Source organism: Micromonospora sp. NBC_01740 (genome assembly GCF_035920365.1).
In the GTDB taxonomy this organism is placed as follows: Bacteria; Actinomycetota; Actinomycetes; order Mycobacteriales; family Micromonosporaceae; genus Micromonospora; species Micromonospora reichwaldensis.
On record NZ_CP109150.1, the window covers coordinates 77,022 to 99,439 of the forward strand.

A 22,418-nucleotide genomic window follows, 5' to 3' on the forward strand; every position below is an offset into this window, starting at 1 on the left:
CGCCGCTGCTGTCGACAAGGTCCTTTCCGATAACCCATGTGACGGCGTGAAGCTTTCGCAGATCCTAGGGGGCATTTCATGTACGCCGAAATGGGCGCCCACCGAGGATCAGGTTCTTAGGCTCTCCGAGGTTGTGCCCCGACGATTTCGCGCGGCTGTTTGGCTTGGAGCCGGCGAAGGCTTGCGCATCGGTGAGGTTCTGGGAATGGAAGCCGGCGCACGATGCAAGGACAGCCAGCCGATCGGCCCTGCTGGTCGAGATGGGATCTGAGTTGTGCCCAAGTTATGCCGCATGATCTTCTCTTGGCGTTCTTGCAGATCAACGCCTACTTGCACTAGTAGATCCCGGATTGCACGCACTAATGCCGGAAGCCGGCCAGGCATCACCCAGAAACGGGCGGATCCGCCCCTGAGCAGGGGCGGACCCCTCCGGCGCCGCTCGCCGTCCGGCACCCGCCACCGATTCCGACGCGCCGCATTCCAGGCCCCGATGATCATGTTTACGCATTGAAGCCGATAAACGCAATCACGACGACCCGATCAATACCGCGCCGGCGGGTGCGACCCCCTGCGCGCATCATCGGCCGCGCTCGGCGTCGATCGGCCCGCCGGGTCCGTCAGAGCCGGGCCAGGGAGGAGAGCAGTGCCGCGGTCTCCCCGGGGCGGACGAGCACCGCGGCGTGGCTGACGTCGAGGGACCACACGTCGAACGGGTTGTCGGGGGTGAGCGCGTCGGCGTCGGCGATGAACCGGTCCTGGAGCGCGATCGGCATCGACCGGTCGGCGGTGAGCCGCAGGTAGGTGCGGGGGACGCGGCCCCAGGTCCCGGGGTCGGCCCGCTCCTCGCCGGCGTCCAGGCTCTCGTCCGGCTCCAGGGTGTTCAGGTAGCCGTGGAACTCGTCGTCGGTGCCGTCGGCCAGGATCGCCTCCCGGAGGGTGGCGAGCAGTGCGGGGTCGGCGGTGCGCCAGTTGAACCGCAGCGCGCCGAGTTCCATCGGGTTCGCGGCGAGCAGGCCGCCGACGCCGTTCAGGGCGCTCGACGCGTTCTCCGCCGAGGCCTGGTAGCCGGCCGGGGTGTCGGCGGCGCAGCACCACGCCGAGATGTAGACCAGCCGGTCCAGCAGCTCCGGGGCGGCGTTGGCGACCCCGGTCAGGGTGAGCCCGCCCCGGCTGTGCCCGACCAGGATGACCGGTCCGTGCTCGCGTACCCGCCGCACGACGTCCAGGACGTGGGCCACGTTGTCGGCGTGGCCGACGCCGGCCATCGCGCTCGGCGCGGTCGCCAGGGCGGCGAGGTCCTGCGGGGCCTGGTACGCCGCCGGGAACGTCGCGCCGAAGCCGTGCCCGGGCAGGTCGACGGCCAGCGAGCGGTGCCCCCGCAGGGCCAGCTCCCGCTGCATGGGCGCCCAGGTGAACGAGTTGCTGCCGGCGCCGGGCACGAAGACGAAGGTGGAAGCTGTCATTTGATCATGATAGTTGCGCCGTCACCTCGCGTTCCCGGGGCGGGACCTGACCGGTGCGACCGCGCCCGGGCGGCACGCTCCACCGGGGGCCGGGTCACGACGCGGAGGGTCGGGGGGTTCGGGCCCCCCCGGGTGCGGTACGAAGACAGCGTGACCGCTGCCAGCCTGACGCCGCCCGCCCTGCCCGCCGTCGAGGCGCCGGACCCGGCCCCGTCGCCGACCTGCCTGGACGACGCCCTCTGCAAGAGCGTCTACGACATGACCGGCTCGGTGTGGTTCGCCGAGGGCAGCTACTGGATCCTGCTCAAGCCGCTGCGGATCGTGATGATCCTGCTGCTGGCGGTCGCCGCCCGGTGGCTGGTGCACCGCACGATCCGCCGGCTGGTGCGCACCACCACCGACGCGGGCGTGCCGACCATGCTGCGTCCGCTGCGCGAGCGGATCCCCACCGCCGCCGTCGAGCCCGGCGAGTTCGTTCCGGAGCGGCGCCGGCAGCGGGCCGAGGCGATCGGTTCGGTGCTGCGCAGCCTGAGCACCGCGTTCATCTTCGGCATCGCGCTGCTGATGATCCTCAAGGAGTTCAGCTTCGACCTGGCCCCGCTGCTGGCCAGCGCCGGCATCGCGGGCGTGGCCCTCGGCTTCGGCGCGCAGAGCCTGGTCAAGGACCTGATCGCCGGCCTGTTCATGCTGATCGAGGACCAGTACGGCGTCGGAGACACCGTGGACCTCGGCGAGGCGACAGGCGTGGTGGAGTCGGTCGGGCTGCGGGTCACCACCGTCCGCGACGGGCGGGGCGTGCTCTGGTACATCCGCAACGGCGAGATCGTCCGGGTGGGCAACAAGAGCCAGGGATGGGCCCTGGTGGTGGTCGACCTGCCGATCGGCTTCGCCGGCACGGAGGAGGCCACTGCCGTGCTGCGTACCGCCGCCGCCTCGGTGGCGATCGACCCCGACCTGGCGCCGGAGATCGTCGAGGCGCCGGAGGTGCTGGGCGTCGAGCAGATGACGGTCGACGGCGCGGTGATCCGTACGGTGGTCAAGACGACCGCGGACGGGCAGTTCGCCGTCGGCCGGGAGCTGCGTCGCCGGCTCGCCGAGGCGCTGGAGAACTCCGGCATCACCGCGAAGATCGCCGCCGCCCGGTTCTACCCCGGCATGCCGGTCTCCACCCCCCGCGAGACCGGGCAGGGCGGCGCCACCTGAGGCGTCCAGAACGCCGGGCGGCGGGGGTCGCGAGCCGGGTGGCCCCTCGGGTATCGTCCGTTCGTTCAGTCGGAGATGCGACGATCAACCCCTTCGCCCTAGCCACTCGTCGGACGATCGGGCAAAATCCGGTGCAACGCGCTCCCCCGGAGCGTGATCACGTCCTCGCTGATCCGTAGATCTGACGACGGTTCCCGGGCCGTCCATCACGAGTGGCCCGCTCAGGGGAACGATGGAGGCGACGGTGCCTGACGAGCGACCATCCCCGGAAGGGCCGGCAACCTTCCGCGAGGTGTTCGCCAATCGCGAATACGGCGCCGTCTTCACGGCCAGCGCGCTCTCCTGGATCGGCGACTACATCGCCAAGGCCGCGGTCACCCTGCTGGTCTACGAGGAGACCCGGTCCGTCGCGCTCTCGGCCGCCGCCTTCGCGGTGAGCTACCTGCCCTGGCTGGTCGGCGGCCCCCTGCTCGCCACGCTCGCGGAGCGGCACCGCTACCGGCAGGTCATGGTGATCTGCGACCTCGTCCGGATGGTGCTGATGGTGTGCATCGCCATCCCCGGCGTGCCCGTCCCGATGATCCTGGCCCTGCTCTTCGCCACCACGCTGGCCAACCCACCGAGCCAGGCCGCCAAGTCGGCGCTGATTCCCCTGGTCCTCACCGGGGACCGCCTGGTGGTCGGGCTCTCGATGATCAGCAGCGTCGGCCAGGCCGCCCAGGTCGTCGGCTACCTGGCGGGCGCGGCCATCGCCGCCTTCAACCCCACCACCGCGCTCCTGGTGAACGCGGCGACCTTCGCCCTGTCGGCCGCGCTGGTCCGCTTCGGCGTGGCCGACCGACCGACGGCGATGACCGCCGCGCACCGCAGCCACCTGCTGCGGGAGACCGCGCAGGGCTTCCAGATCGTGTTCGGCACCCCGGTGCTGCGGGCCATCGCCGTGCTGGTCTTCGCCGCCATGCTCTTCTCCGTGGTGCCGGAGGGCCTCGCCGCCGCCTGGGCGAGCGAGCACGCCGGCCAACTGGACGCCGGCGCCGCGCAGGCGATCATCATGGCGGCGAACCCCGTCGGCTTCATCCTCGGCGGCCTCGTCGTCAGCCGGGCGTTCGGGCCGGACCGCCGGCTGAGCCTGATGCGGCCGTTGGCGGTGCTCTCCCCGCTGGCCCTGGTGCCCGCCCTGCTCGACCCTCCGCCCCTGGTGGTGGCGCTGCTCGCCGCGGCCTGCGGGTTCGCCGTCGCCGGCATGCTGCCGGTGGCCAACGGGCTCTTCGTCCGGGCGCTGCCCGACGGCTTCCGGGCCCGCGCCTTCGGCGTGATGGCGACCGGCGTCCAGGTCATCCAGGGCATGGCCGTCCTGGTCACCGGGTTGCTGGCCGAGCGATACTCCATCCCGCTCGTGGTCGGGGTGTGGAGCGCCGTCGGGGTGCTGCTGATGACGCTCGCCGCCCTGCGCTGGCCGAGCCGGTCGACGATCGACGCGGCGATCGAGGCGGCCCAGCAGGGGGGCGGAGCGGCCCCCCGGCAGGCAGCCGGCCCCGCCTCCCCGGCGGGCGCGCAGGGGCGGCCCGTGGAGGAGCGGTCCGGCGGGCCGGCGGGCCGCTGGGCGGTCGCCCCGGCGAGGCGGGACGGCGGCAGCACGCGGTGACCCGACCCACAGCCGGCACCCCCCGCTCGCCCGACGTGGCACCTGGCAGGATGGAACGGTGAATGCCGCAGGTGAGTCCGACCGTCCCGGTGCGTCGATGACCCTCTTCGAAGCGGTCGGCGGCGAGCCCACTTTCCGCAAGCTGGTGGACGAGTTCTACGCCGGGGTCGCCGACGACCCGCTGCTGCGCCCCATGTATCCGGAGGAGGACCTGGGCCCGGCCGCGGACCGGTTGACCCTGTTCCTCATGCAGTACTGGGGCGGCCCCAACACGTACTCGGCGCAACGGGGGCACCCGCGACTGCGGATGCGCCACGCGCCGTACCGGATCGGCGCCGCCGAGCGGGACGCGTGGCTGCTCCACATGCGCCGCGCCGTGGACCGGCTCGACCTGCCGCCGGAGATCGCCACCGCGCTGTGGGACTACCTGGAGCGGGCCGCCTACTTCATGGTGAACGCGATGGAGGACCCGGCGGGGCCGGCCTGACCGGGCTGCCCCTCGGGTGCCCGGCAGGTGCCGGGCGGCCCGTCGGCGTTCGCCCGGGCACCGGATCGCCCGGCGGGCGTCCGGCGCCTCAGAGCAGAGCGCCCTCGTCGTGCAGCCAGTCCACGAAGCTGGTGGCGACCGCCGCGCCGCAGTCGAGCATCTCGACCAGCAGCGCGTCGTGCGCCCCGGCACCGAACGGCACCTGCAACTCCGCGTAGATCGGCAACTGGCCGCGCTCGGTCGGGTCGCCGATGTAGGCCTTGCAGAAGCGGCGGGTGTGGTTCCACTCGTTGACCACGCGGTAGGCGCGGTCGGCCCAGTCCGGCGGCACCGTCGCGTGTGGACGGGCCCGCATCACCAGGATCTCGTCCTCCGGACCCTCCAGTGTGACCAGCACGGCGTGCCGCTCCCACATGGCCAGCAGGTTGCCGTCGCCGTCGGCCAGGTAGCGCACGTCGAGCCTGTCGAGTGCGTCGCAGACGCGGCGTAGGGTGACCGGCTCGACCGTGGCGGGCATGTCCGCGATCACGGCTCGCTCCGTCGGCGGGCAGTCGTCTCCCGGCTGACGGGGGGTCGGTGGTCCGACCCGGACGGTGCTCTCCACTGTGACCCCGCTCCGCCTTTCCGGGTCGCCGCCGCCGTTGGCGGGACCGGGGCGCCATGACCACCACGGCATCGCTCGCGCACCTCACTCCCCAGCGGATCCACTCGCCTACGGTGCGTTGGATCCGAGGATGGACGGTACCCGGACAGCCGGGTTGAAGCACCCCCCCAACGGCAGCCCCAGGACAGAAGAATGACCGAGGGTCAGCCGAACGGATGAATTCAGAGGGGCCGCACGGCAAGTTCGGTGGCCTTCTGCGACCATATCGCTCCGTACGGTCCCACCAGGCCGACCCATCGGCCAACCGTGCGCACCTGGACGTCGCCCCCGCCGACCGTCCCGGCCACCCCCTCGGCGGGTCCCAGGAAGCCCATCCGGACCACCCCCTGGACCATCCGCTGGGTCACCTCGACCGGCTCGCCGGGCGGGTCCTCCGGGGTGACCACCACGGGCACGTGGTCGAGCAGCGCGTCCCGCAGCGCCCGCTGCCCCACCGCACGCCCGCCGACGCCGTGGGTGCTGGCGTCGCGCAGGGCTCCCGCCGCCGCCGCCGCGATCCGCCGCAGCTCCACGCCCGGCAGCGTCTCCACCCGGCGGCTCGCCGCGGGCGGCAGCGGCCACCGCCACCGCTCGTCCCGCCGCGTCGGCAGGGCCGCGCCGCCCGCCGCCAGCTCGGCCAGCAACTCGCGGGCCGGGACCGTGGCGTCGCCGGGGCCGTCGCCGGCCACCGTGCGGACGACCAGCACGCCCCACGGCAGACGCCCCCAGAGGGCCGTACGGCCCGTCGCGCCGGCCGACCTGAGCCGGACCGGCGCGTCGCCGTCCAGCCGGACGAGACGGGCCAGGAAGGCCCCCGCGTCGGCCGCGTCGGCGATCCCGTGCCCACCGGCGACCGTCCCGCCGCCACCGACCCCCGCCGGGGCGACCGGCCCGCCGGCCGCCGTCACGCCACCCCGCCCTGCGGCGCGTACGTGAGCAGGAACGTGCGCTCCTCCGGGGTGATCCGCCGGGGCCGCTGCCGGGTCAGGTCGAACGGCACCAGCACCGAACGGGCCCGGCTGGCCAGCACCTCGCCGTCGAAGAGCTCGTAGGCGACGGTGAAGGACGCGCCCCGGATCTCCTCCACCCACAGCTCGATGCGCACGGTGGGGGCGGCCTCGGCGGTGGCCCGGCCGAGGGCGTACTCGACCGGGCGCAGGTAGTCGATCTCGTGCCGACTGATCACGACGCCGTCGGCGAACGAGCCCACCCCCCACGCCCGGCCGCCGGCGAACATCAACGCCACCCGCGCCTCCTCGTAGAGGGTGAGGAAGCGCGAGTTGTTGATGTGGCCGTACGCGTCCAGGTCGGACCACCGCAGGGTGCAGTGGTAGACGAAGCGGTCGCTCATGATCGGCTGCGGTCCGCGCTCTTAGTCACGGGTCAGCTTGCGGTAGGTCACCCGGTGCGGGCGGGCCGCCTCCGCGCCGAGCCGGTCGATCTTGTTCTTCTCGTACGCCTCGAAGTTGCCCTCGAACCAGAACCAGCGGGACGGGTCCTCGTCGTCGCCCTCCCAGGCCAGGATGTGCGTGGAGACCCGGTCGAGGAACATCCGGTCGTGGGAGATGACCACGGCGCAGCCGGGGAACTCCAGCAGCGCGTTCTCCAGGCTGGAGAGGGTCTCGACGTCCAGGTCGTTGGTCGGCTCGTCGAGCAGGATCACGTTGCCGCCGATCTTCAGCGTCAGCGCCAGGTTGAGCCGGTTGCGCTCGCCGCCGGAGAGCACCTTGGTCGGCTTCTGCTGGTCCGGCCCCTTGAATCCGAACGCCGCGATGTACGCCCGCGACGGCATCTCGACCTTGCCCACCATGAGGTAGTCCAGGCCGTCGGAGACGACCTCCCAGACGCTCTTGTCGCCGTCGAGGCCCTGCCGGTTCTGGTCGACGTACGACAGCGAGACGGTGGGGCCGACCCGAACCTCGCCGCCGGTCGGCTGCTCCAGCCCGACGATGGTCTTGAACAGCGTGGTCTTGCCGACGCCGTTGGGGCCGATGATGCCGACGATGCCGTTGCGCGGCAGCGAGAACGACAGGTTGTCGATCAACAGCCGGTCGCCGAAGCCCTTGCTGAGGTTCTGCGCCTCGATCACCGTGTTGCCCAGGCGCGGGCCCGGCGGGATCTGGATCTCCTCGAAGTCGAGCTTGCGGGTCTTCTCCGCCTCGTTGGCCATCTCGTCGTAGCGGTCGAGTCGGGCCTTGGACTTGGTCTGCCGCGCCTTGGCGTTGGAGCGGACCCACTCCAGTTCCTCGGTGAGCCGCTTCTTCATCTTGGCGTCGCGGCGGCCCTCGACGGCCAGCCGGGCCGCCTTCTTCTCCAGGTAGGTGGAGTAGTTGCCCTCGTAGCCGATGGCCCGGCCGCGGTCCAGCTCCAGGATCCAGCCGGCCACCTTGTCCAGGAAGTACCGGTCGTGGGTGATCGCCATGACGGTGCCGGCGTACTTGGCCAGGTGCTGCTCCAACCAGGAGACGCTCTCCGCGTCCAGGTGGTTGGTGGGCTCGTCGAGCAGCAGCAGGTCGGGCGCCTCCAGCAGCAGCTTGCACAGCGCCACCCGGCGGCGCTCGCCACCGGAGAGCTGGGTGACGTCGGCGTCCGGCGGCGGGCAGCGCAGCGCGTCCATCGCCAGTTCGAGCTTGGAGTCGATGTCCCACGCGTCGAGGTGGTCCAGCTCCTCCTGGAGCCGGCCCATCTCCTCCATCAGCTCGTCGGAGTAGTCGGTGGCCATCTGCTCGGCGATCTTGTTGAACCGCTCCAGCTTGGCCTTGGTCTCGGCGACCGCCTCCTCGACGTTGCCGAGCACGGTCTTGGCGTCGTTGAGCGGGGGCTCCTGGGCGAGCATGCCGACGGTGTAGCCGGGCATCAGCCGGGCCTCGCCGTTGCTCGGCTTGTCCAGCCCTGCCATGATCTTGAGGAGGCTGGACTTGCCGGCGCCGTTGGGGCCGACCACACCGATCTTGGCCCCCGGCAGGAAGCTCAGCGTCACGTTGTCGAGCACGACCTTGTCGCCGTGCGCCTTGCGCGCCTTTTCCAGGACGTAGATGTACTGGGCCACGGTGTGGGCTACCTCCGTAGGGTTGCGACTGGGATCGGCGGGCGCGGGCGCGGGCTTCGACCTCCGCCCGCCGCCGCCGGCCGGTGGCCGGCCGCACGCACGCCATCCTCAATCCTGACAGGTACGCGGCGTCGCGCCCACATCACCCCGCCCCCGAACCTCCGGACGCGTCGCGCCACCCCTGCTTCCGAGCAGGGGTATCGACAAGATCACGCCAAGGGTTGGACCATCGTGGGAAGGGTAGGTGACTCCGGCACGGGGCCCCAGAAGCCGCAGCTACGCTCAGTACGCTCATTCGCGGTTGACCCGTCAGCACCCGGAGGTGGCCGAACGTGACCGTCCGCAGCTCCTTTGTCGTAGTGGCGAACCGGCTACCCGTCGACGAGGTGAGCACCCCCGAAGGACGGCAGTGGCGTCGCAGCCCCGGGGGGCTGGTGACCGCACTGCACCCCGTCCTCGCCGAGCACCAGGGCACCTGGGTCGGCTGGGCCGGTGGCACCGGCGCCGCCCCCGAGCCCTTCGACCTGGAGGGCATCCGGCTGCACCCGGTGCCGCTGAGCGCGGAGGAGCTGGAGCGCTACTACGAGGGCCAGTCCAACGCGACGATCTGGCCGCTCTACCACGACGCGGTGGAGACGCCCGCCTACAAGCGCCGCTGGCGTGAGGCGTACCGCCTGGTCAACGCCCGTTTCGCGGAGGCCGCGGCGGAGGTCGCGGCCGAGGGGGCGACGGTCTGGGTGCAGGACTACCAGCTCCAGCTCGTCCCGGCGATGCTCCGCGAGCTGCGGCCCGACCTGCGGATCGGCTTCTTCCTGCACATCCCGTTCCCGCCCATCGAGCTGTTCATGCAGATGCCGTTCCGCACCGAGATCCTGCGCGGCCTGCTCGGCGCCGACCTGGTCGGGTTCCAGCAGCGCCTCGCCGCGCAGAACTTCGTCCGGCTGGCCCGGCACCTGCTCGGGCTGCGCTACGAGGGGCAGATGATCCAGGTCGACGGGCGCCAGGTGAAGGCCGGCGCGTTCCCGATCTCCATCGACACGAAGGAGATGGAGCGGCTGGCCGCCGACGCGGCGATCCAGGCCCGGGCGAAGGAGATCCGCGAGGAGCTGGGCAACCCGAAGACGATCATCCTGGGCGTCGACCGGCTCGACTACACCAAGGGCATCGAGTTGCGGCTCAAGGCCTTCCGCGAACTGCTGGCTGACGGAAAGTTGACAGTTCCCGACGCGGTCATGGTGCAGGTCGCCACGCCCAGCCGCGAGCGCGTGGAGCACTACCAGGCACTACGCGTGAAGGTGGAGCGGGAGGTCGGCCGGATTAATGGCGAATTCGGCAGGGTCGGCGTGCCGGCGGTGCATTATCTGCATCAGTCGTACAGTCGCACTGAACTCGCCGCGATGTACGCCGCCGCCGACGTGATGATGGTGACCCCGCTGCGAGACGGAATGAACCTGGTAGCCAAGGAGTACGTCGCATCGCGCGCCGACCAGGGCGGTGCACTCGTGCTCAGCGAGTTCGCCGGCGCCGCCACCGAGCTGCGTCAGGCGTTCCTGTGTAACCCGCACGACCCTGACGCGGTCAAGGACGCCCTGCTGAGGGCCGTGCACGTCGAGAAGCCGGAGGCACGCCGCAGAATGCGGACAATGCAACGCCATCTTCGCACCCACGACGTGGGGCACTGGGCGAAGTCCTTCCTCACCGAGCTCGGTGTGCCTCAATCGGAGGACGCGTGAACGCCGCCAACGAGATCGTCACCCCGGCGGCCGGCACGATGGACCCGGAACTGCGGGCGGCCATCGGCCGCATCGCCCGGGTACCCCAGCTTCTGATCGCCTGCGACTACGACGGCACCCTGGCGCCGATCGTGGAGGACCCGAGCAAGGCCGTGCCGCTGCCGGAGTCGGTGGCGGCCGTCCGGGCGCTGGCCGCCCTGCCCCAGACCACCGTGGCGGTGGTCTCCGGGCGGGCCCTGCGCGACCTGGCCGCCCTCTCCCGGCTGCCCAGCGAGGTCCACCTCGTCGGCAGCCACGGCTCCGAGTTCGACATCGGCTTCGTCGAGCGGCTCTCCCCCGAGCTGATCGCGGTCCGCACCCGGCTGCGCGACGCCCTGCGCGAGATCGCCTCGGCCCACCCGGGAATCCGGCTGGAGCGCAAGCCGGCGAGCGTCGCCGTGCACACCCGCGGGGTGGCCCCCGAGATCGCGGCTGCCGCCATCGAGGCGGTCCGCAGCGGCCCAGCCACCTGGGACGACGTCACCGTCACCCAGGGCAAGGAGGTCATCGAGCTGTCGGTGGTCGCCACGCACAAGGGCACGGCCGTCGACCAACTGCGCACCCAGCTCTCCGCCAGCGCGGTGCTCTTCATCGGCGACGACGTCACCGACGAGAACGCCTTCGGCAACCTGCACGGGCCGGACGTCGGCATCAAGATCGGCCCCGGTGACACCCAGGCCGGCTACCGGGTCGCCGAACCGATCGAGGCCGCCCGCGCCCTCGGCCTGCTGCTGGAGACCCGGCGGCACTGGCTCTTCGGCGAGCGCGCGGTGCCCATCGAGCGGCACTCGATGCTGGCCAACGGGCGGACCGTGGCCCTGCTCACCCCCGAGGCCAAGGTCACCTGGCTCTGCCACCCAAAGCCGGACTCGGCGGCGATCTTCGCCGACCTGGTCGGCGGCAGCCCCGCCGGGCACTTCAGCGTGGCCCCGGAACGCGGGGGCATCCCGCTCGGGCAGCGCTACCGCTCGGGGACGATGACCGTCGAGACCCGGTGGTCGGGCCTGACCGTCACCGACTGGCTGGACAAGCCGGCCAGGGAGACCACGCCGGACGGCCCGGCCGTCGTGACCGGCGACTCGACAATGGTCCGGGTGCTCACCGGCTCGGGCCGGGCCCGGCTGGAGTTCGCGCCCCGGCCCGAGTTCGGCCAGGTCGCGGTGCAGTTGCAGCCGATCGGCGACGGCCTGCTGGTGCTCGGCTCCAACGAGCCGGTCGCGCTCTACTCGCCCGGGGTCGAGTGGCAGGTCACCAACGACGGCGGCTACGAGACGGCCAAGGCCGTCGTCGACCTCTCCGCCTCCGGTGGGCAGGTCGTGCTGGAGCTGCGCTTCGGCACGCACAGCCTGGAACACCACCGGATGTCGGTCCACGAGCGGCAGGCCCTGGCCGAGCAGCCCTGGAAGGACTGGGTGGCCACCCTGCGGCTGCCGAGCACCGCCCGGGACCTGGTGGTCCGCAGCGCGCTGACCCTGCGCGGGCTCTGCCACGAGGCCACCGGCTCGATCCTGGCCGCCGCGACCACCTCGCTGCCGGAGGAACTGGGCGGCGTCCGCAACTGGGACTACCGCTACTGCTGGCTGCGGGACGCGGCGATGACCGCGCGGTCCCTGGTCGACCTGGGCTCGATCGAGGAGGCCGAGGCGCTGCTGCGCTGGGTCGACGGGTGCATCGAGCGCACCGGCGGGCACCCGGAGCGGCTGCACCCGCTCTACACGGTGGACGGCTACGAACTGGGCGCCGAGGCGGTCATCGACACCCTGCCCGGTTACGCCGGCTCCCGGCCGGTCCGGGTCGGCAACCTCGCCAACCACCAGCTCCAGCTCGACGTCTTCGGCCCGATCGCGGACCTGATCGCGGCCGTGGCCGACGCCCGCGGCTCCGTCCGCGAGGACGAGTGGCGGGTGCTCGACAACATGGTCGAGGCGGTCCGCCGCCGCTGGCACGAGCCCGATCACGGCATCTGGGAGGCCCGCCTCCCCCCGCGGCACCACATCTTCTCGAAGGTGATGTGCTGGATGACCGTCGACCGGGCGCTGCACGTCATGCGCCAGCACGGCGGCGAGGACCGGCCGGAGTGGGTGGAGCTGCGCGACCGCATCGGCGCCAACGTGCTGGAGTACGGCTGGCACGAGACCGTCGAGGCCTACAGCGTGGCGTACGGGGACGAGGAGATGGACGCCTCGTCGCTGTGGATCGGGCTCTCCGGCCTGCTCCCCGGCGACGACCCGCGCTTCCTCTCCACCGTCCTGCGGATCGAGGCGGACCTGCGCAGCGGCCCGGTCGTCTACCGCTACCACTGGGACGACGGCCTGCCCGGGCGGGAGGGCGGCTTCCACATCTGCACGGCGTGGCTCATCGAGGCGTACCTGCGCACCGGACGGCGTACCGACGCCGAGGAGCTGTTCTCGCAGATGGTGGACACCGCCGGCCCGACCGGCCTGCTGCCCGAGCAGTACGACCCGATGGCCGAGCGCGGGCTGGGCAACCACCCGCAGGCCTACAGCCACCTCGGCCTGATCCGCTGCGCCCTGCTGCTGGACAACATGCTCAAGCAGTGACCTGACCGGCGACGACGGCGGCCGGAGACTGTGTCTCCGGCCGCCGTCGTCATCCCGTCTGACTCTGCCCGGTCGAACCCGAGCCGCCCCACGGGCAACGCCCACCGGGAATTTCCGGGCAGCCCGCTCGCGCAGGGATCAAGCCTGACCGCCCGGAGCGAGTGGGCTGCCCGGAAATCCCTCAGGTCCAGCCCCGGCGAGAGCGTCGACCACGTCCCCCAGCACCACCACCGCGGGCGGGCGCAGCCCGGCGGCCGCCACGTCGGCGGCCACCGCGCCGAGCGTGGAGCGGAGCACCCGCTGCGCCCCGGTCGTCGCCTCCTGCACCACGGCGGCCGGTGTCTCCGCCGGCTTGCCGTGCGCGATCAGCGTCGCGGTGATCGCCGCGAGGTTCTTCAGCCCCATCAGCACGACCAGCGTGCCACGCAGCCCGGCCAGCGCCTCCCACCGGACCAGGGAGGCCGGCGAGTCGGGTGCGACGTGCCCGGAGACCACGGTGAACTCGTGGGCCACCCCCCGATGGGTGACCGGGACGCCCGCCGCGGCCGGAGCCGCGATCGAGCTGGTCACGCCGGGCACCACGGTCACCGGCACGCCGGCCGCCGCGCAGGCCAGCAGCTCCTCGCCGCCCCGGCCGAAGACGTACGGGTCGCCGCCCTTGAGCCGCACCACGAACTTCCCGGCCAGGGCGCGGTCCACGAGGATCCGGTTGATCTCCTCCTGGCCCCGGGACGGGCCGTACGGGATCTTGGAGGCGTCCACGAGTTCGACGTCGGGGCGCAGCTCGTCGAGGAGCAGCCCGGGGACGAGCCGGTCGGCGACCACCACGTCCGCCTCGGTGAGCAGCCGCCAGCCCTTGACGGTGATCAGCTCCGGGTCCCCCGGACCGGCCCCCACCAACGCAACCCGCCCACCCTGTGGGGATGGAAGGGACCCTTCCTCCACCGCAGGCGTTGACCGGGGGCCCTTCCTCACGTCCAGGAGGGCGCGGACGGCGTCGCGGACGGCCATCGCCCGGCGCGGGTCGCCTCCGCCGAGCACCGCCACGGTCACCGGCCCGTGCCGGGTCACCGCCGGCGTCCAAGCGGTGGCGGCGGCGCGGTCGTCGGCGCGTACGCAGAAGATGCGACGCTCGGCGGCGGCGGCGCTGACCGACGCGGCGGCGAGCGGGTCGTCGACCGCGACCTGGACCAGCCACGCGCCGTCCAGGTCGTCGGGGGCGAACCGGCGCGGCGCCCAGTGCAGCCGTCCGGCGTCGACGTGCGCGCGCAGCGCCGGGGTCAGCTCGGGCGCGACGAGGAAGACGTGCGCCCCGGCGTCGAGCAGGGCCGGCACCCGCCGGGTGGCCACCGCTCCCCCGCCCACCACGACCACCCGGCGGCCGGCGAGCCGCAGGCCGAGCGGGTACGGGTTGCCGCTCACGCCGCCGCCCCGCCCTGCTCGCCGGCGACGGCGGAACGCGACACGCCTGCGGGCCGCTCGCTCCGGTCGCTCACTTCTCGGCCACCCCCGCCGAGTCGAACGTGGCCACCTCGTGCAGCACCCGGACCGCGCCGGTGACCACCGGCAGCGCGAGCAGCGCGCCGGTGCCCTCGCCCAGGCGCAGCCCGAGGTCGATCAGCGGCGCCAGGCCCAGCCGGCGCAGCGCGACCGTGGCCCCCGGCTCGGCGGAGCGGTGCCCGGCCACCATGGCGGCCACGGCGTGCGGCGCGAGGGCCGCCGCGGCGAGGGCTGCGGCGACCGCGATCACCCCGTCCAGCAGCACCGGGGTGCGGCGGGCGGCGGCGCCCAGGATCAGCCCGGCCAGCGCGGCGTGCTCCAGCCCGCCGACGGCGGCCAGCACGCCCAGTGGGTCGGCGGGATCGGGGTCGTGCCGGCGCAGCGCGGCCCGCACGACGTCGACCTTGCGGGCGTACGTCGGGTCGTCGACCCCGGTGCCCCGGCCCGTCGTCTCCGCCGGGTCGATGCCGGTGAACGCGGCGATCAGGGCGGCGGCCGGCGTGGTGTTGCCGATGCCCATGTCCCCCGTGAGCAGGATGCCCGCGCCCGCGTCGATCAACTCGTCGGCCACCCGGATGCCGGTCTCGACGGCCGCGCGGGCCTCCTCGCGGGTGAGCGCGGCGGTCACCGCCAGGTCCCGGGTGCCGGGGCGGACGTTCGCCGCGACCAGCCGGGGCGCGTCGCGGGCCGGCAGGCTGTCCGCCGGGGGCCGGGTGAGCGGAATGGCCGGCGCGCCATCGGCGGCCAAGGCACCCGCCGGGCCGTCGGCGAGCGGGGCACCCGCCGGGGTGCCGGTGGCCGGGAGCGGGGTGGCCACGCCGACGTCGACGACGGTGACCGAGGCGCCGGCCTGCCGGGCGAACGCGTTGACGACCGCGCCGCCGGCCAGGAAGTTGCCGATCATCTGCGCGGTGACCTCCTGCGGCCAGGGCGTCACCCCCTGGGCGTGCACGCCGTGGTCACCGGCGAAGATCGCGACCGCGGCCGGCTCGGGCAGCGGCGGCGGGCAGTGCCCGGCCAGGCCGGCGAGGCGTACGGAGAGTTCCTCCAGGGCGCCGAGCGAGCCGGCGGGCTTGGTCAGCCGCCCCTGCAACTCCCGCGCGGCGGCCATCGCCGACTCGTCCGGCGGCCGGATCGCCGCGATCGTGGTCTCCAGCATCATCAGAATTCGCCCGTGAAACCCCTGGCTTCAGCCACGGGGAGGAAAGGATGGTCAGGCGTCGCGTTGGTTCTCGACATAGTGTTTGACGGCCTCCATGGTTGCGCCGCCGACAGTGGCGACAAAGTACGAGTGGCCCAGAGGGGCGGGTAGCCGGGACCGCGGTGACGGGAATTCGGCGCGCAGCAGACGCCACGTGCGGCCCTTGATCTGCTTGACGAGCCGGTGGATGCCGAACTGCGGATCGCATGTGATGAACAGGCGCACATGGTCGGCATCGTCAATTCCACGATGGGCGCGTCGCGTTCGGCGCATTCCTCGCGGATGATTTCTTTGAGACTTCCTCCATCCCCCACTATAAAGCTGACTGACGTATTGTGTTGATTGTGGACGAAACGGTGCGGTACACCTACCGGCTGCGCCCTGGCGCAACCGCGCGGGCCGCGCTGCTCACCGAGTGGGGCCGATGCCGATGGCTGTGGAACGAAGCCGTCCACCAGCAGAAGTCCCGCCGCAAGCCCACCTTCTGCACGCTGTCCAAAATGCTCACCGATGCACGCGCCCGGTCCTCGTGGCTGCGCGACGGCACCCAAGTCGCCCAACAGCAGACACTGCGCACCTACTCCCTGGCACTTCAGCACTCCTACAAGATCAAAGGCCGAGGGCGACCAACGGTCAAACGCCGGAAGTGCACCCTGCCCAGCCTTGAGTACACCCTGCGTGGGTTCACCATCCGGGAACGTCGGCTGCGCTTGGCCGGTGGCATCACTATCCCGGTGCTCTGGTCCCGAGACCTGCCGTCCACGCCGACCAGCGTGCGCATCTACCAGGACTCGCTGGGCCACTGGTACGCCTCGTTCGTCGTTCGTCGCGAAGCGGAAGTGGCACCGGCCGTCGACAGGTCGATCGGCGTTGACTGGGGCGTCACCACCACCGCCACCACCACCGATCCCGCCTACGACCTGCCGCACCTCGGCCACCGCAAGCGGTGCGCTGCGGAGCTGGCCAAGGCACAGCGCAAGATGAGCCGTCGGCGTCGCCCCCGAGGCAACCCGCCGTCGAGGGGCTACCTGCAAGCCAAACGGCAGGCCGCCAGGCTCAACAAGAAGGCGGCCCGACAGAACGCACACGAAGCCCGACAGTGGGCAAAAAGGGTCGTGAACGACCATGACGTGATCGCCGTTGAGAACTTCAAGCCGACGTTCCTGACGCGAAGCACCATGGCGCGCAAGGTCGCAGACGCCGCGATCGGCGCGGCGAAGCGAGAGCTGATCGAACGCGGCGCGCGGGCGGGCCGAAAGGTGGTGCTGGTGCCGCCCGCCTACACCACGATGACCTGCTCGCAGTGCGGAACGAGAGCCAAGGAACGCCTCGGGCTGGGTGTGCGAACTTTCCGGTGCGACAGCTGCGGGCATACTGCCTGTCGAGACCGGAACGCCGCGGGGGCGATCCTCGCCACGGTAGAACGCGACCGTGCTGGTGCTGACGACGCAAGACACGTGAACACCTCCCTTCGGGGTTGGTAGCTGCGCGCAGTCCGAGCCAGAAATCCCCCCGACTTCCAGCCGTGGGGAAGCGTTAAGCCTCCAGGATCTCCGCCAGTACCTCGGTGAACGCGTCGGTGGTGGCCGTGTCGCGCACGGCGATGCGTAGCCAGTCCGGGCCGAGGCCGGGGAACGTGTCGCCCCGGCGTACCGCCCAGCCGCGCTGCCGCAGGGCGACCCGCACGTCGGCGGCCCCGGGGACGTGCACCAGCACGAACGCGCTGGCGGGACGGCCGGCGACGCGTACGCCGGGCAGGGCCGACAGGCGGGCGACCAGGTGGTCGCGGTCGGCGGCGAGCCGGGCGGCGATGGCGCGCTCGGCCTCGACCGCGACGGGCGTGGCGCAGGCCGACGCGGCGGCCAGGGCGGGGGTGGAGACGGCCCAGAGCGGCTGGGCCGCGGCCAGCCGCTCCAGCAGGTCCGCCTCGCCGAGCAGGTAGCCGATGCGCAGACCGGCCAGGCCCCAGGTCTTGGTGAGGCTGCGGACCACCAGCAGGCCCGGCAGGTCCCGCCGGGCGGCCAGCGACTCCGGTTCGCCGGCCACGCCGGGGGCGACGGTGGTGTCGGCGAACGCCTCGTCGACCACCAGCACCCGGCCGGGTCGGGCCAGGGCGGCCAGGTCGCCGGCGGGGTGCAGCACCGACGTCGGGTTGGTCGGGTTGCCGATCATCACGAGGTCGGCGTCGGCGGGCACCCGGGCCGGGTCGAGCCGGAAGTCGTCGTCCGCGCCGAGCAGCACCCGCTCGACCTGGTGCCCGGCGGCGCGCAACGCCGCCTCCGGCTCGGTGAACTGCGGGTGCACCACCACCGGTCGGCGTACCCCGGCGAGCGCCCGGGCGAGCAGCACGAAGCCCTCGGCCGCGCCGGCGGTCAGCAGCACCTCGGCCGGCGGGCGGCCGTGCCGGGCCGCGACGGCGGCCCGTGCTGGCCCCGGGTCGGGGTACGCGGCGAGGTCGCCGAGCGCGGCGGTGATCGGGTCGGCCAGCCAGTCCGGCATCGCGTCGCGCCGCACGTTGACGGCGAGGTCGACGAGCCCCGGCCCCACCTCGGCGTCGCCGTGGTGGGTGAGGTCGGGTTCGGGGAGGGTCCCGGTCGGCTGACCACGCATGTCCGCGATCCTGCCGGGAAGGTGCCGCGCGGGACAGCGGATCCCGGCGTGGGCCGCATCACCACACGGGCGTTTATGAATATTTCTCAGGTACGAATCGGAAATGTCATAACTTGAGCGTGTGAGCAATCGACCCCTTGCCGCCGCTGGTCGTCTCGTTCCCCTCCTCCGCGCCGGACTGATCGCCGGGATCGTGGTCGCCGCCGTGGCGTACCCCGTGGCCGCCGCCACCGGCCTCGGCGCCAAGGTCACGGCGCACGCCATGGAACACAAGACCGAGATCCTCACCACCGCGCTGCCGGCCGAGACGTCGTACGTCTACGCGCCGGACGGCAAGACGGTGCTGACGATGTTCTACGAGGAGTACCGGCAGTACACGAAGCTGGCCGACATCTCCCCGCACATGCAGCAGGCGATCGTCGCCGCCGAGGACAACCGCTTCTACCAGCACCGGGGCGTCGACCCGAAGGGCGTCGCCCGCGCCTTCGTGGCCAACGCCCGCTCCAGCGGCGTCTCCCAGGGCGCCTCCACGCTCACCATGCAGTACGTGCGGATGGCGCTGCGGGACAGCGCGAAGACGCCGAAGGAGGTGCAGGAGGCCACCCAGCAGACCAGCCTGCGCAAGGTCCGCGAGATGCGGATGGCGATGGACCTGGAGAAGGAACTCAGCAAGGACGACGTCCTGGAGCGCTACCTCAACTCCGCGTACTTCGGGCACCGCGCGTACGGCATCTACGCGGCCAGCGAGATCTTCTTCTCCAAGGCCCCCAAGGACCTCAGCCCCGTCGAGGCGGCCACCCTCGCCGGCCTGGTCAAGTCCCCGTCCGAGTACGACCCGGCCAGCTCCGACCAGAAGGACGCCACCGGCCGGCGCAACTACGTGCTCGACCGGATGGCCCAGCTCGGATACCTCTCGCCGGACGCCGTCACGCAGGCGAAGACCGAGCCGATCCGGCTGAAGCTGACGTACCCGCCGAACGACTGCGCCTCCGTGCCCGAGAAGTGGAACAGCTGGGGCTTCGCCTGCGACTACCTGAAGAACTGGTGGAGCACGCAGCCCGCGTTCGGCGAGAACCGGCTGGAGCGGTTGGACAAGCTGCGCCGGGGCGGCTACCGGATCGTGCTCAGCCTCGACCCCAAGATCCAGGAGGCGGCCGAGCAGAACGTCGGCACCAAGGAGAACACCGGCAGCCCCTTCGCCAACGGCATCGTGGTCTCCGAGCCCGGCACCGGGCGGGTCAAGGCGATGGCGGTGAACCGGACGTACTCGCTGGACCTGAGCGAGAACGGGCAGAGCTCCAACCCCGAGGCCGGGCCGAAGGTCAAGGCGAACTACCCGAACACCGTGGCGCCCCTGCTCGGCGGCGGCGACCTGGCGGGCTACCAGGCCGGCTCGACGTTCAAGATGTTCCCCATGCTGGCCGCACTCAACGCGGGCATGCCCCTGTCCACCTCGTTCAACGCACCGCACCGGTACCGCTCCGAGGTCTACGACGGTTGGTCGCCGTCCAACGCCAGCGGCGCGATGAGCGGCAACCAGACCATGTGGTCCGGCTTCGGCAAGTCGGTGAACACGTACTTCGTGTGGCTGGAGGAGCAGGTCGGCGCGGACAAGGCGGTCCGCCTGGCCGAGCAGCTCGGGCTGCGCTGGCGCACCGACGTCGACCGGGAGCACGCGTCCCCGGCCAAGGCGAAACAGTGGGGCGCGTTCACCCTCGGCGTCTCCGACGCCACGCCGCTGGAGATGGCCAACGCGTACGCCGCGATCGCCGCGGACGGCCGCTACTGCGAGGCGATCCCGGTGCAGGCGATCTACAACCGGGACGGCACGCCGACCACCTGGAAGACCGCCTCCGGCATCGAGCGGGAGGTCGCCAAGCCGCGCTGCCGGCAGGTGGTGAACGCCGACGCCGCCCGCGCCGCCACCGACGCCGCCCGCTGCCCGACCGGCGACACCCCGGCCCGCGGCAGCTGCGGCGGCTGGTCGACCGCGGACAGCGTGCGGGGCACCGTCGGCCGCCCGGTGGCCGGCAAGACGGGCACCACCGACAGCACCCGGTCGGCCTGGTTCGTCGGCTACACCCCGGAACTGGCGGCGGCGAGCTTCATCTCCGACCCGGACAACCCGTTCAACGCGGTCGGCGACGGCCAGTCCCAGATCCCGATCAAGGCGGTGGCGCAGACCCTCCGCGACGGCCTCAAGGGCCAGCCCACCCGCCAGTTCACCCCACCGTCGGACCGCATCGTCGGCTGAGCCGGGGGCGCACGGCCACCGCCCCGGTCCCGGTGCCGCCCGGGGGTCGGGGTGGGTCAGCGCAGGTCGGCGGAGACGAGGGACCAGACCTCCAGGTCGACCCGGCCGCCCCGGACGAAGCCGGCGTTGCGGAGCAGGCCCTCATAGCTGAACCCGGCCTTCTCGGCGACCCGGCGGGAGGCCAGGTTGCCGGGAGCGACCCGCAGCTCGACGCGCTGGAAGCCGTGTTCGAGGATCAGCGCGATGGCGAGCGCGTCGACCGCCTCGGCCGCCAGGCCGAAGCCCCGCGCGTGCGCCGCCATCGCGTAGGAGACCTCGGTGCACCGGGCGCCCCAGTCGGTGCGCCGCGTCCACAGGCAGCCCACCACCAGGTCGTCCTCCCGGCGTACCACCGCGTAGTGGTCGCCGTCGCCGCTGTCGCGCCGCTGCCGCGCCAGGTCGGTGCACCAGGCCAGGCCGTCGATCTGACCGGAGGTGTCGGCCAGCGGCAGCCACCGCCGGGTCTGCCGGTCGGCGAAGACCTCGTCGGCCGCCGCCGCGTCGGCCCCGGTCAGCGCGCGTACCTCGGTGCGGGGCGTGGAGACGGTCAGCGCCGGAAAGCGACGGACCGCCACCTGACCGATCACGCGGGCACCCCGTCGGGCCGGGCGGTCGCGGGGTCGGCCGCCGCCGCCACCGCCGCGTCCACGAGGCGGGCCGCCAGCTGCGGGTACGCCGCCCAGTGCAGGGTGAGCTGCGAGGCGTGCACGCCCCGCCAGACGAAGCCCTCGGGCGCCCCGCCGTCCCAGCTCCACGCCGGCCGCGCCCCGGCGCGCGGGGTGAGCACGCCGCGGTGCTCCTTGTGCCCCGCCACCACCGTCCCCGCCGGCCCCACGAGGCTGTCGGTCAACGCGGTCGCCTGCCGGTAGCCCACCACCAGGCCGTCGCGGCGCGTCCCCACCGCGTCGAGCACGCCGCACATGGGCAGCCCGTCCAGTTCCCGGGCCAGCCAGAGCAGGCCGGCCCCCTCGGCGACGACCGGCCGCCCGGTGCGGGCCAGCTCGGCGACCGCGATGCAGAGCCGGCGGTTGGCGGAGAGCTGCTCGGCGTACGACTCGGGCAGCCCGCCGCCGACGACCAGCGCGCCGGTGCCGGCGGGCAGCGCCTCGTCGTGCAGCGGGTCGACCGTCACCACCTCGGCGCCGGCCGCCCGGAGCAGCTCGACGGCCTCGGGATCGCTGTAGCTGCCGCCCGGCGCCCCGGCGACCGCGACGACCGGGCGCGGCCCGGCGACCTCCCGCCCGGGCTGCGGCGTCCAGGGCGGCGCGGGCAGGGGCGGCGCGGAGCGGGCCAGGCCCAGCAGCCGGTCCAGCTCGACGGTGGCGGCGACCGCCTCGCCGAGCCGGCGGACCGCGCGGGTGGCCTCGTCGGTGCGGGCGAGCGCGGGCACCGCCCCGTACCGGCGGGCGGGCAGCACGGACGGCAGGTCCTGGCGGCGCAGCGCGCCGTAGACGGGCACGCCGATGTCGTCCAGCGCCGCGCGCAGCAGCTCCTCGTGCCGGGAAGACGCCACCCGGTTGAGGATCACCCCGCCGAGCCAGAGCTGCTCGTCGTACGAGCGGAAGCCGTGCACCAGGGCGGCCACCGACTGCCCCGTCGCCGCGACGTCGACCACGAGCACGACCGGGCTGCGCAGCGCGGTGGCCACGGCGGCCGTCGACTCGCTCTCCGGGCGGCCGGCGAGGCTGTCGTACAGGCCCATGCTGCCCTGCACCACGGCGAGCCCGGCGCCGGCCGCGCCGTGGCCGACGAGGGGGGCGATCCGGTCGGCGCCGACCAGCCGGGGATCGAGGATCCGACCGGGGCGGCCGGCGGCCAGCCCGAGGTACGCGGCGTCCACGCGGTCGGGGCCGACCTTGAACCCGGCGACGTCGACGCCCCGGTCGGCGAACGCGGCGAGCAGCCCGATCGCCAGCGCGCTCTTGCCGTGGCCGGAGGACGGCGCGCTGAGCACCAGGCGCGGCACGACGGTCATCATCGACTCCCTTGCG

General features: G+C 72.9%; 18 protein-coding genes. 7 read left to right on the forward strand and 11 right to left on the reverse strand.

What is annotated here, in order from left to right; all coding sequences use genetic code 11:
- Nucleotides 1-617: 617 nt before the first annotated feature.
- Nucleotides 618-1,463: an alpha/beta hydrolase gene (locus OG989_RS00295; protein ID WP_151455966.1), complete on the reverse strand. Its 846-nt coding sequence runs from the start codon at nt 1,461-1,463 to the stop codon at nt 618-620.
- Nucleotides 1,464-1,613: 150 nt separating this feature from the next.
- Here OG989_RS00295 and OG989_RS00300 point away from each other — a divergent pair, with 150 nt between their 5' ends.
- The 3 genes from OG989_RS00300 (at nt 1,614) to OG989_RS00310 (ending at nt 4,798) form a co-directional block, all read left to right on the forward strand.
- The gene (locus tag OG989_RS00300; RefSeq protein WP_370518969.1) at nt 1,614-2,666 is read left to right on the forward strand and encodes a mechanosensitive ion channel family protein; all 1,053 of its coding nucleotides are present in this window, start codon (nt 1,614-1,616) and stop codon (nt 2,664-2,666) included.
- 232 nt (nt 2,667-2,898) lie between these two features.
- Nucleotides 2,899-4,311, forward strand: a complete 1,413-nt coding sequence (locus tag OG989_RS00305; protein ID WP_327029370.1) for an MFS transporter — start codon at nt 2,899-2,901, stop codon at nt 4,309-4,311.
- A 97-nt stretch (nt 4,312-4,408) separates the two neighbouring features.
- Nucleotides 4,409-4,798 (forward strand): globin, encoded by a 390-nt coding sequence (locus tag OG989_RS00310; protein WP_192581484.1) that lies wholly within the window; start codon nt 4,409-4,411, stop codon nt 4,796-4,798.
- Nucleotides 4,799-4,886: 88 nt separating this feature from the next.
- Here OG989_RS00310 and OG989_RS00315 read toward each other — a convergent pair whose 3' ends face one another.
- The 4 genes from OG989_RS00315 to ettA all read right to left on the reverse strand — a co-directional run bounded on the left by OG989_RS00315 (nt 4,887) and on the right by ettA (nt 8,490).
- A complete protein-coding gene (locus tag OG989_RS00315) occupies nt 4,887-5,474 on the reverse strand; it encodes a YbjN domain-containing protein (RefSeq protein ID WP_151455969.1) in 588 nt (195 codons plus the stop codon).
- A 149-nt stretch (nt 5,475-5,623) separates the two neighbouring features.
- Nucleotides 5,624-6,349 (reverse strand): hypothetical protein, encoded by a 726-nt coding sequence (locus OG989_RS00320; protein WP_442791900.1) that lies wholly within the window; start codon nt 6,347-6,349, stop codon nt 5,624-5,626.
- Nucleotides 6,346-6,792 (reverse strand): acyl-CoA thioesterase, encoded by a 447-nt coding sequence (locus OG989_RS00325; RefSeq protein ID WP_151457130.1) that lies wholly within the window; start codon nt 6,790-6,792, stop codon nt 6,346-6,348. Before OG989_RS00325 ends, OG989_RS00320 begins: the two co-directional genes overlap by 4 nt.
- 21 nt (nt 6,793-6,813) lie before the next feature.
- Nucleotides 6,814-8,490, reverse strand: a complete 1,677-nt coding sequence (gene ettA / locus OG989_RS00330) for an energy-dependent translational throttle protein EttA (protein ID WP_151457131.1) — start codon at nt 8,488-8,490, stop codon at nt 6,814-6,816.
- Nucleotides 8,491-8,822: 332 nt separating this feature from the next.
- On the opposite strand from ettA, the gene OG989_RS00335 reads away from it, so the two are divergent.
- On the forward strand, nt 8,823-10,223 hold the full coding sequence (locus OG989_RS00335) for an alpha,alpha-trehalose-phosphate synthase (UDP-forming) (RefSeq protein WP_151457132.1): 1,401 nt from the start codon (nt 8,823-8,825) through the stop codon (nt 10,221-10,223).
- A 38-nt stretch (nt 10,224-10,261) separates the two neighbouring features.
- Entirely contained in the window at nt 10,262-12,823 is a 2,562-nt protein-coding gene (otsB, locus tag OG989_RS00340; protein WP_370519000.1) for a trehalose-phosphatase, read from the forward strand.
- A gap of 138 nt (nt 12,824-12,961) precedes the next feature.
- Here the strand turns inward: otsB and cobA are convergent, their stop codons facing one another.
- The 3 genes from cobA to OG989_RS00355 all read right to left on the reverse strand — a co-directional run bounded on the left by cobA (nt 12,962) and on the right by OG989_RS00355 (nt 15,749).
- Nucleotides 12,962-14,245: a uroporphyrinogen-III C-methyltransferase gene (gene cobA, locus OG989_RS00345; protein WP_327029371.1), complete on the reverse strand. Its 1,284-nt coding sequence runs from the start codon at nt 14,243-14,245 to the stop codon at nt 12,962-12,964.
- A gap of 70 nt (nt 14,246-14,315) precedes the next feature.
- The gene (locus OG989_RS00350; RefSeq protein WP_151456080.1) at nt 14,316-15,482 is read right to left on the reverse strand and encodes a nicotinate-nucleotide--dimethylbenzimidazole phosphoribosyltransferase; all 1,167 of its coding nucleotides are present in this window, start codon (nt 15,480-15,482) and stop codon (nt 14,316-14,318) included.
- 54 nt (nt 15,483-15,536) lie between these two features.
- Complete coding sequence (locus OG989_RS00355) at nt 15,537-15,749, reverse strand: transposase (RefSeq protein WP_192581492.1); 213 nt, start codon at nt 15,747-15,749, stop codon at nt 15,537-15,539.
- 119 nt (nt 15,750-15,868) lie between these two features.
- Here OG989_RS00355 and OG989_RS00360 point away from each other — a divergent pair, with 119 nt between their 5' ends.
- Nucleotides 15,869-17,008 (forward strand): RNA-guided endonuclease InsQ/TnpB family protein, encoded by a 1,140-nt coding sequence (locus tag OG989_RS00360; protein ID WP_225852353.1) that lies wholly within the window; start codon nt 15,869-15,871, stop codon nt 17,006-17,008.
- A gap of 52 nt (nt 17,009-17,060) precedes the next feature.
- Here OG989_RS00360 and cobC read toward each other — a convergent pair whose 3' ends face one another.
- On the reverse strand, nt 17,061-18,134 hold the full coding sequence (gene cobC / locus OG989_RS00365; RefSeq protein WP_327029372.1) for an Rv2231c family pyridoxal phosphate-dependent protein CobC: 1,074 nt from the start codon (nt 18,132-18,134) through the stop codon (nt 17,061-17,063).
- A gap of 121 nt (nt 18,135-18,255) precedes the next feature.
- Here cobC and OG989_RS00370 point away from each other — a divergent pair, with 121 nt between their 5' ends.
- A complete protein-coding gene (locus tag OG989_RS00370; RefSeq protein WP_151456075.1) occupies nt 18,256-20,388 on the forward strand; it encodes a transglycosylase domain-containing protein in 2,133 nt (710 codons plus the stop codon).
- Nucleotides 20,389-20,444: 56 nt separating this feature from the next.
- On the opposite strand, the gene OG989_RS00375 is transcribed toward OG989_RS00370, so the two are convergent.
- Both OG989_RS00375 and OG989_RS00380 read right to left on the reverse strand, forming a co-directional pair.
- Complete coding sequence (locus OG989_RS00375; protein ID WP_132239339.1) at nt 20,445-21,014, reverse strand: GNAT family N-acetyltransferase; 570 nt, start codon at nt 21,012-21,014, stop codon at nt 20,445-20,447.
- The gene (locus tag OG989_RS00380; protein ID WP_151456074.1) at nt 21,011-22,402 is read right to left on the reverse strand and encodes a cobyrinate a,c-diamide synthase; all 1,392 of its coding nucleotides are present in this window, start codon (nt 22,400-22,402) and stop codon (nt 21,011-21,013) included. The genes OG989_RS00375 and OG989_RS00380 overlap by 4 nt, the downstream gene beginning before the upstream one ends.
- Nucleotides 22,403-22,418 lie beyond the last annotated feature (16 nt).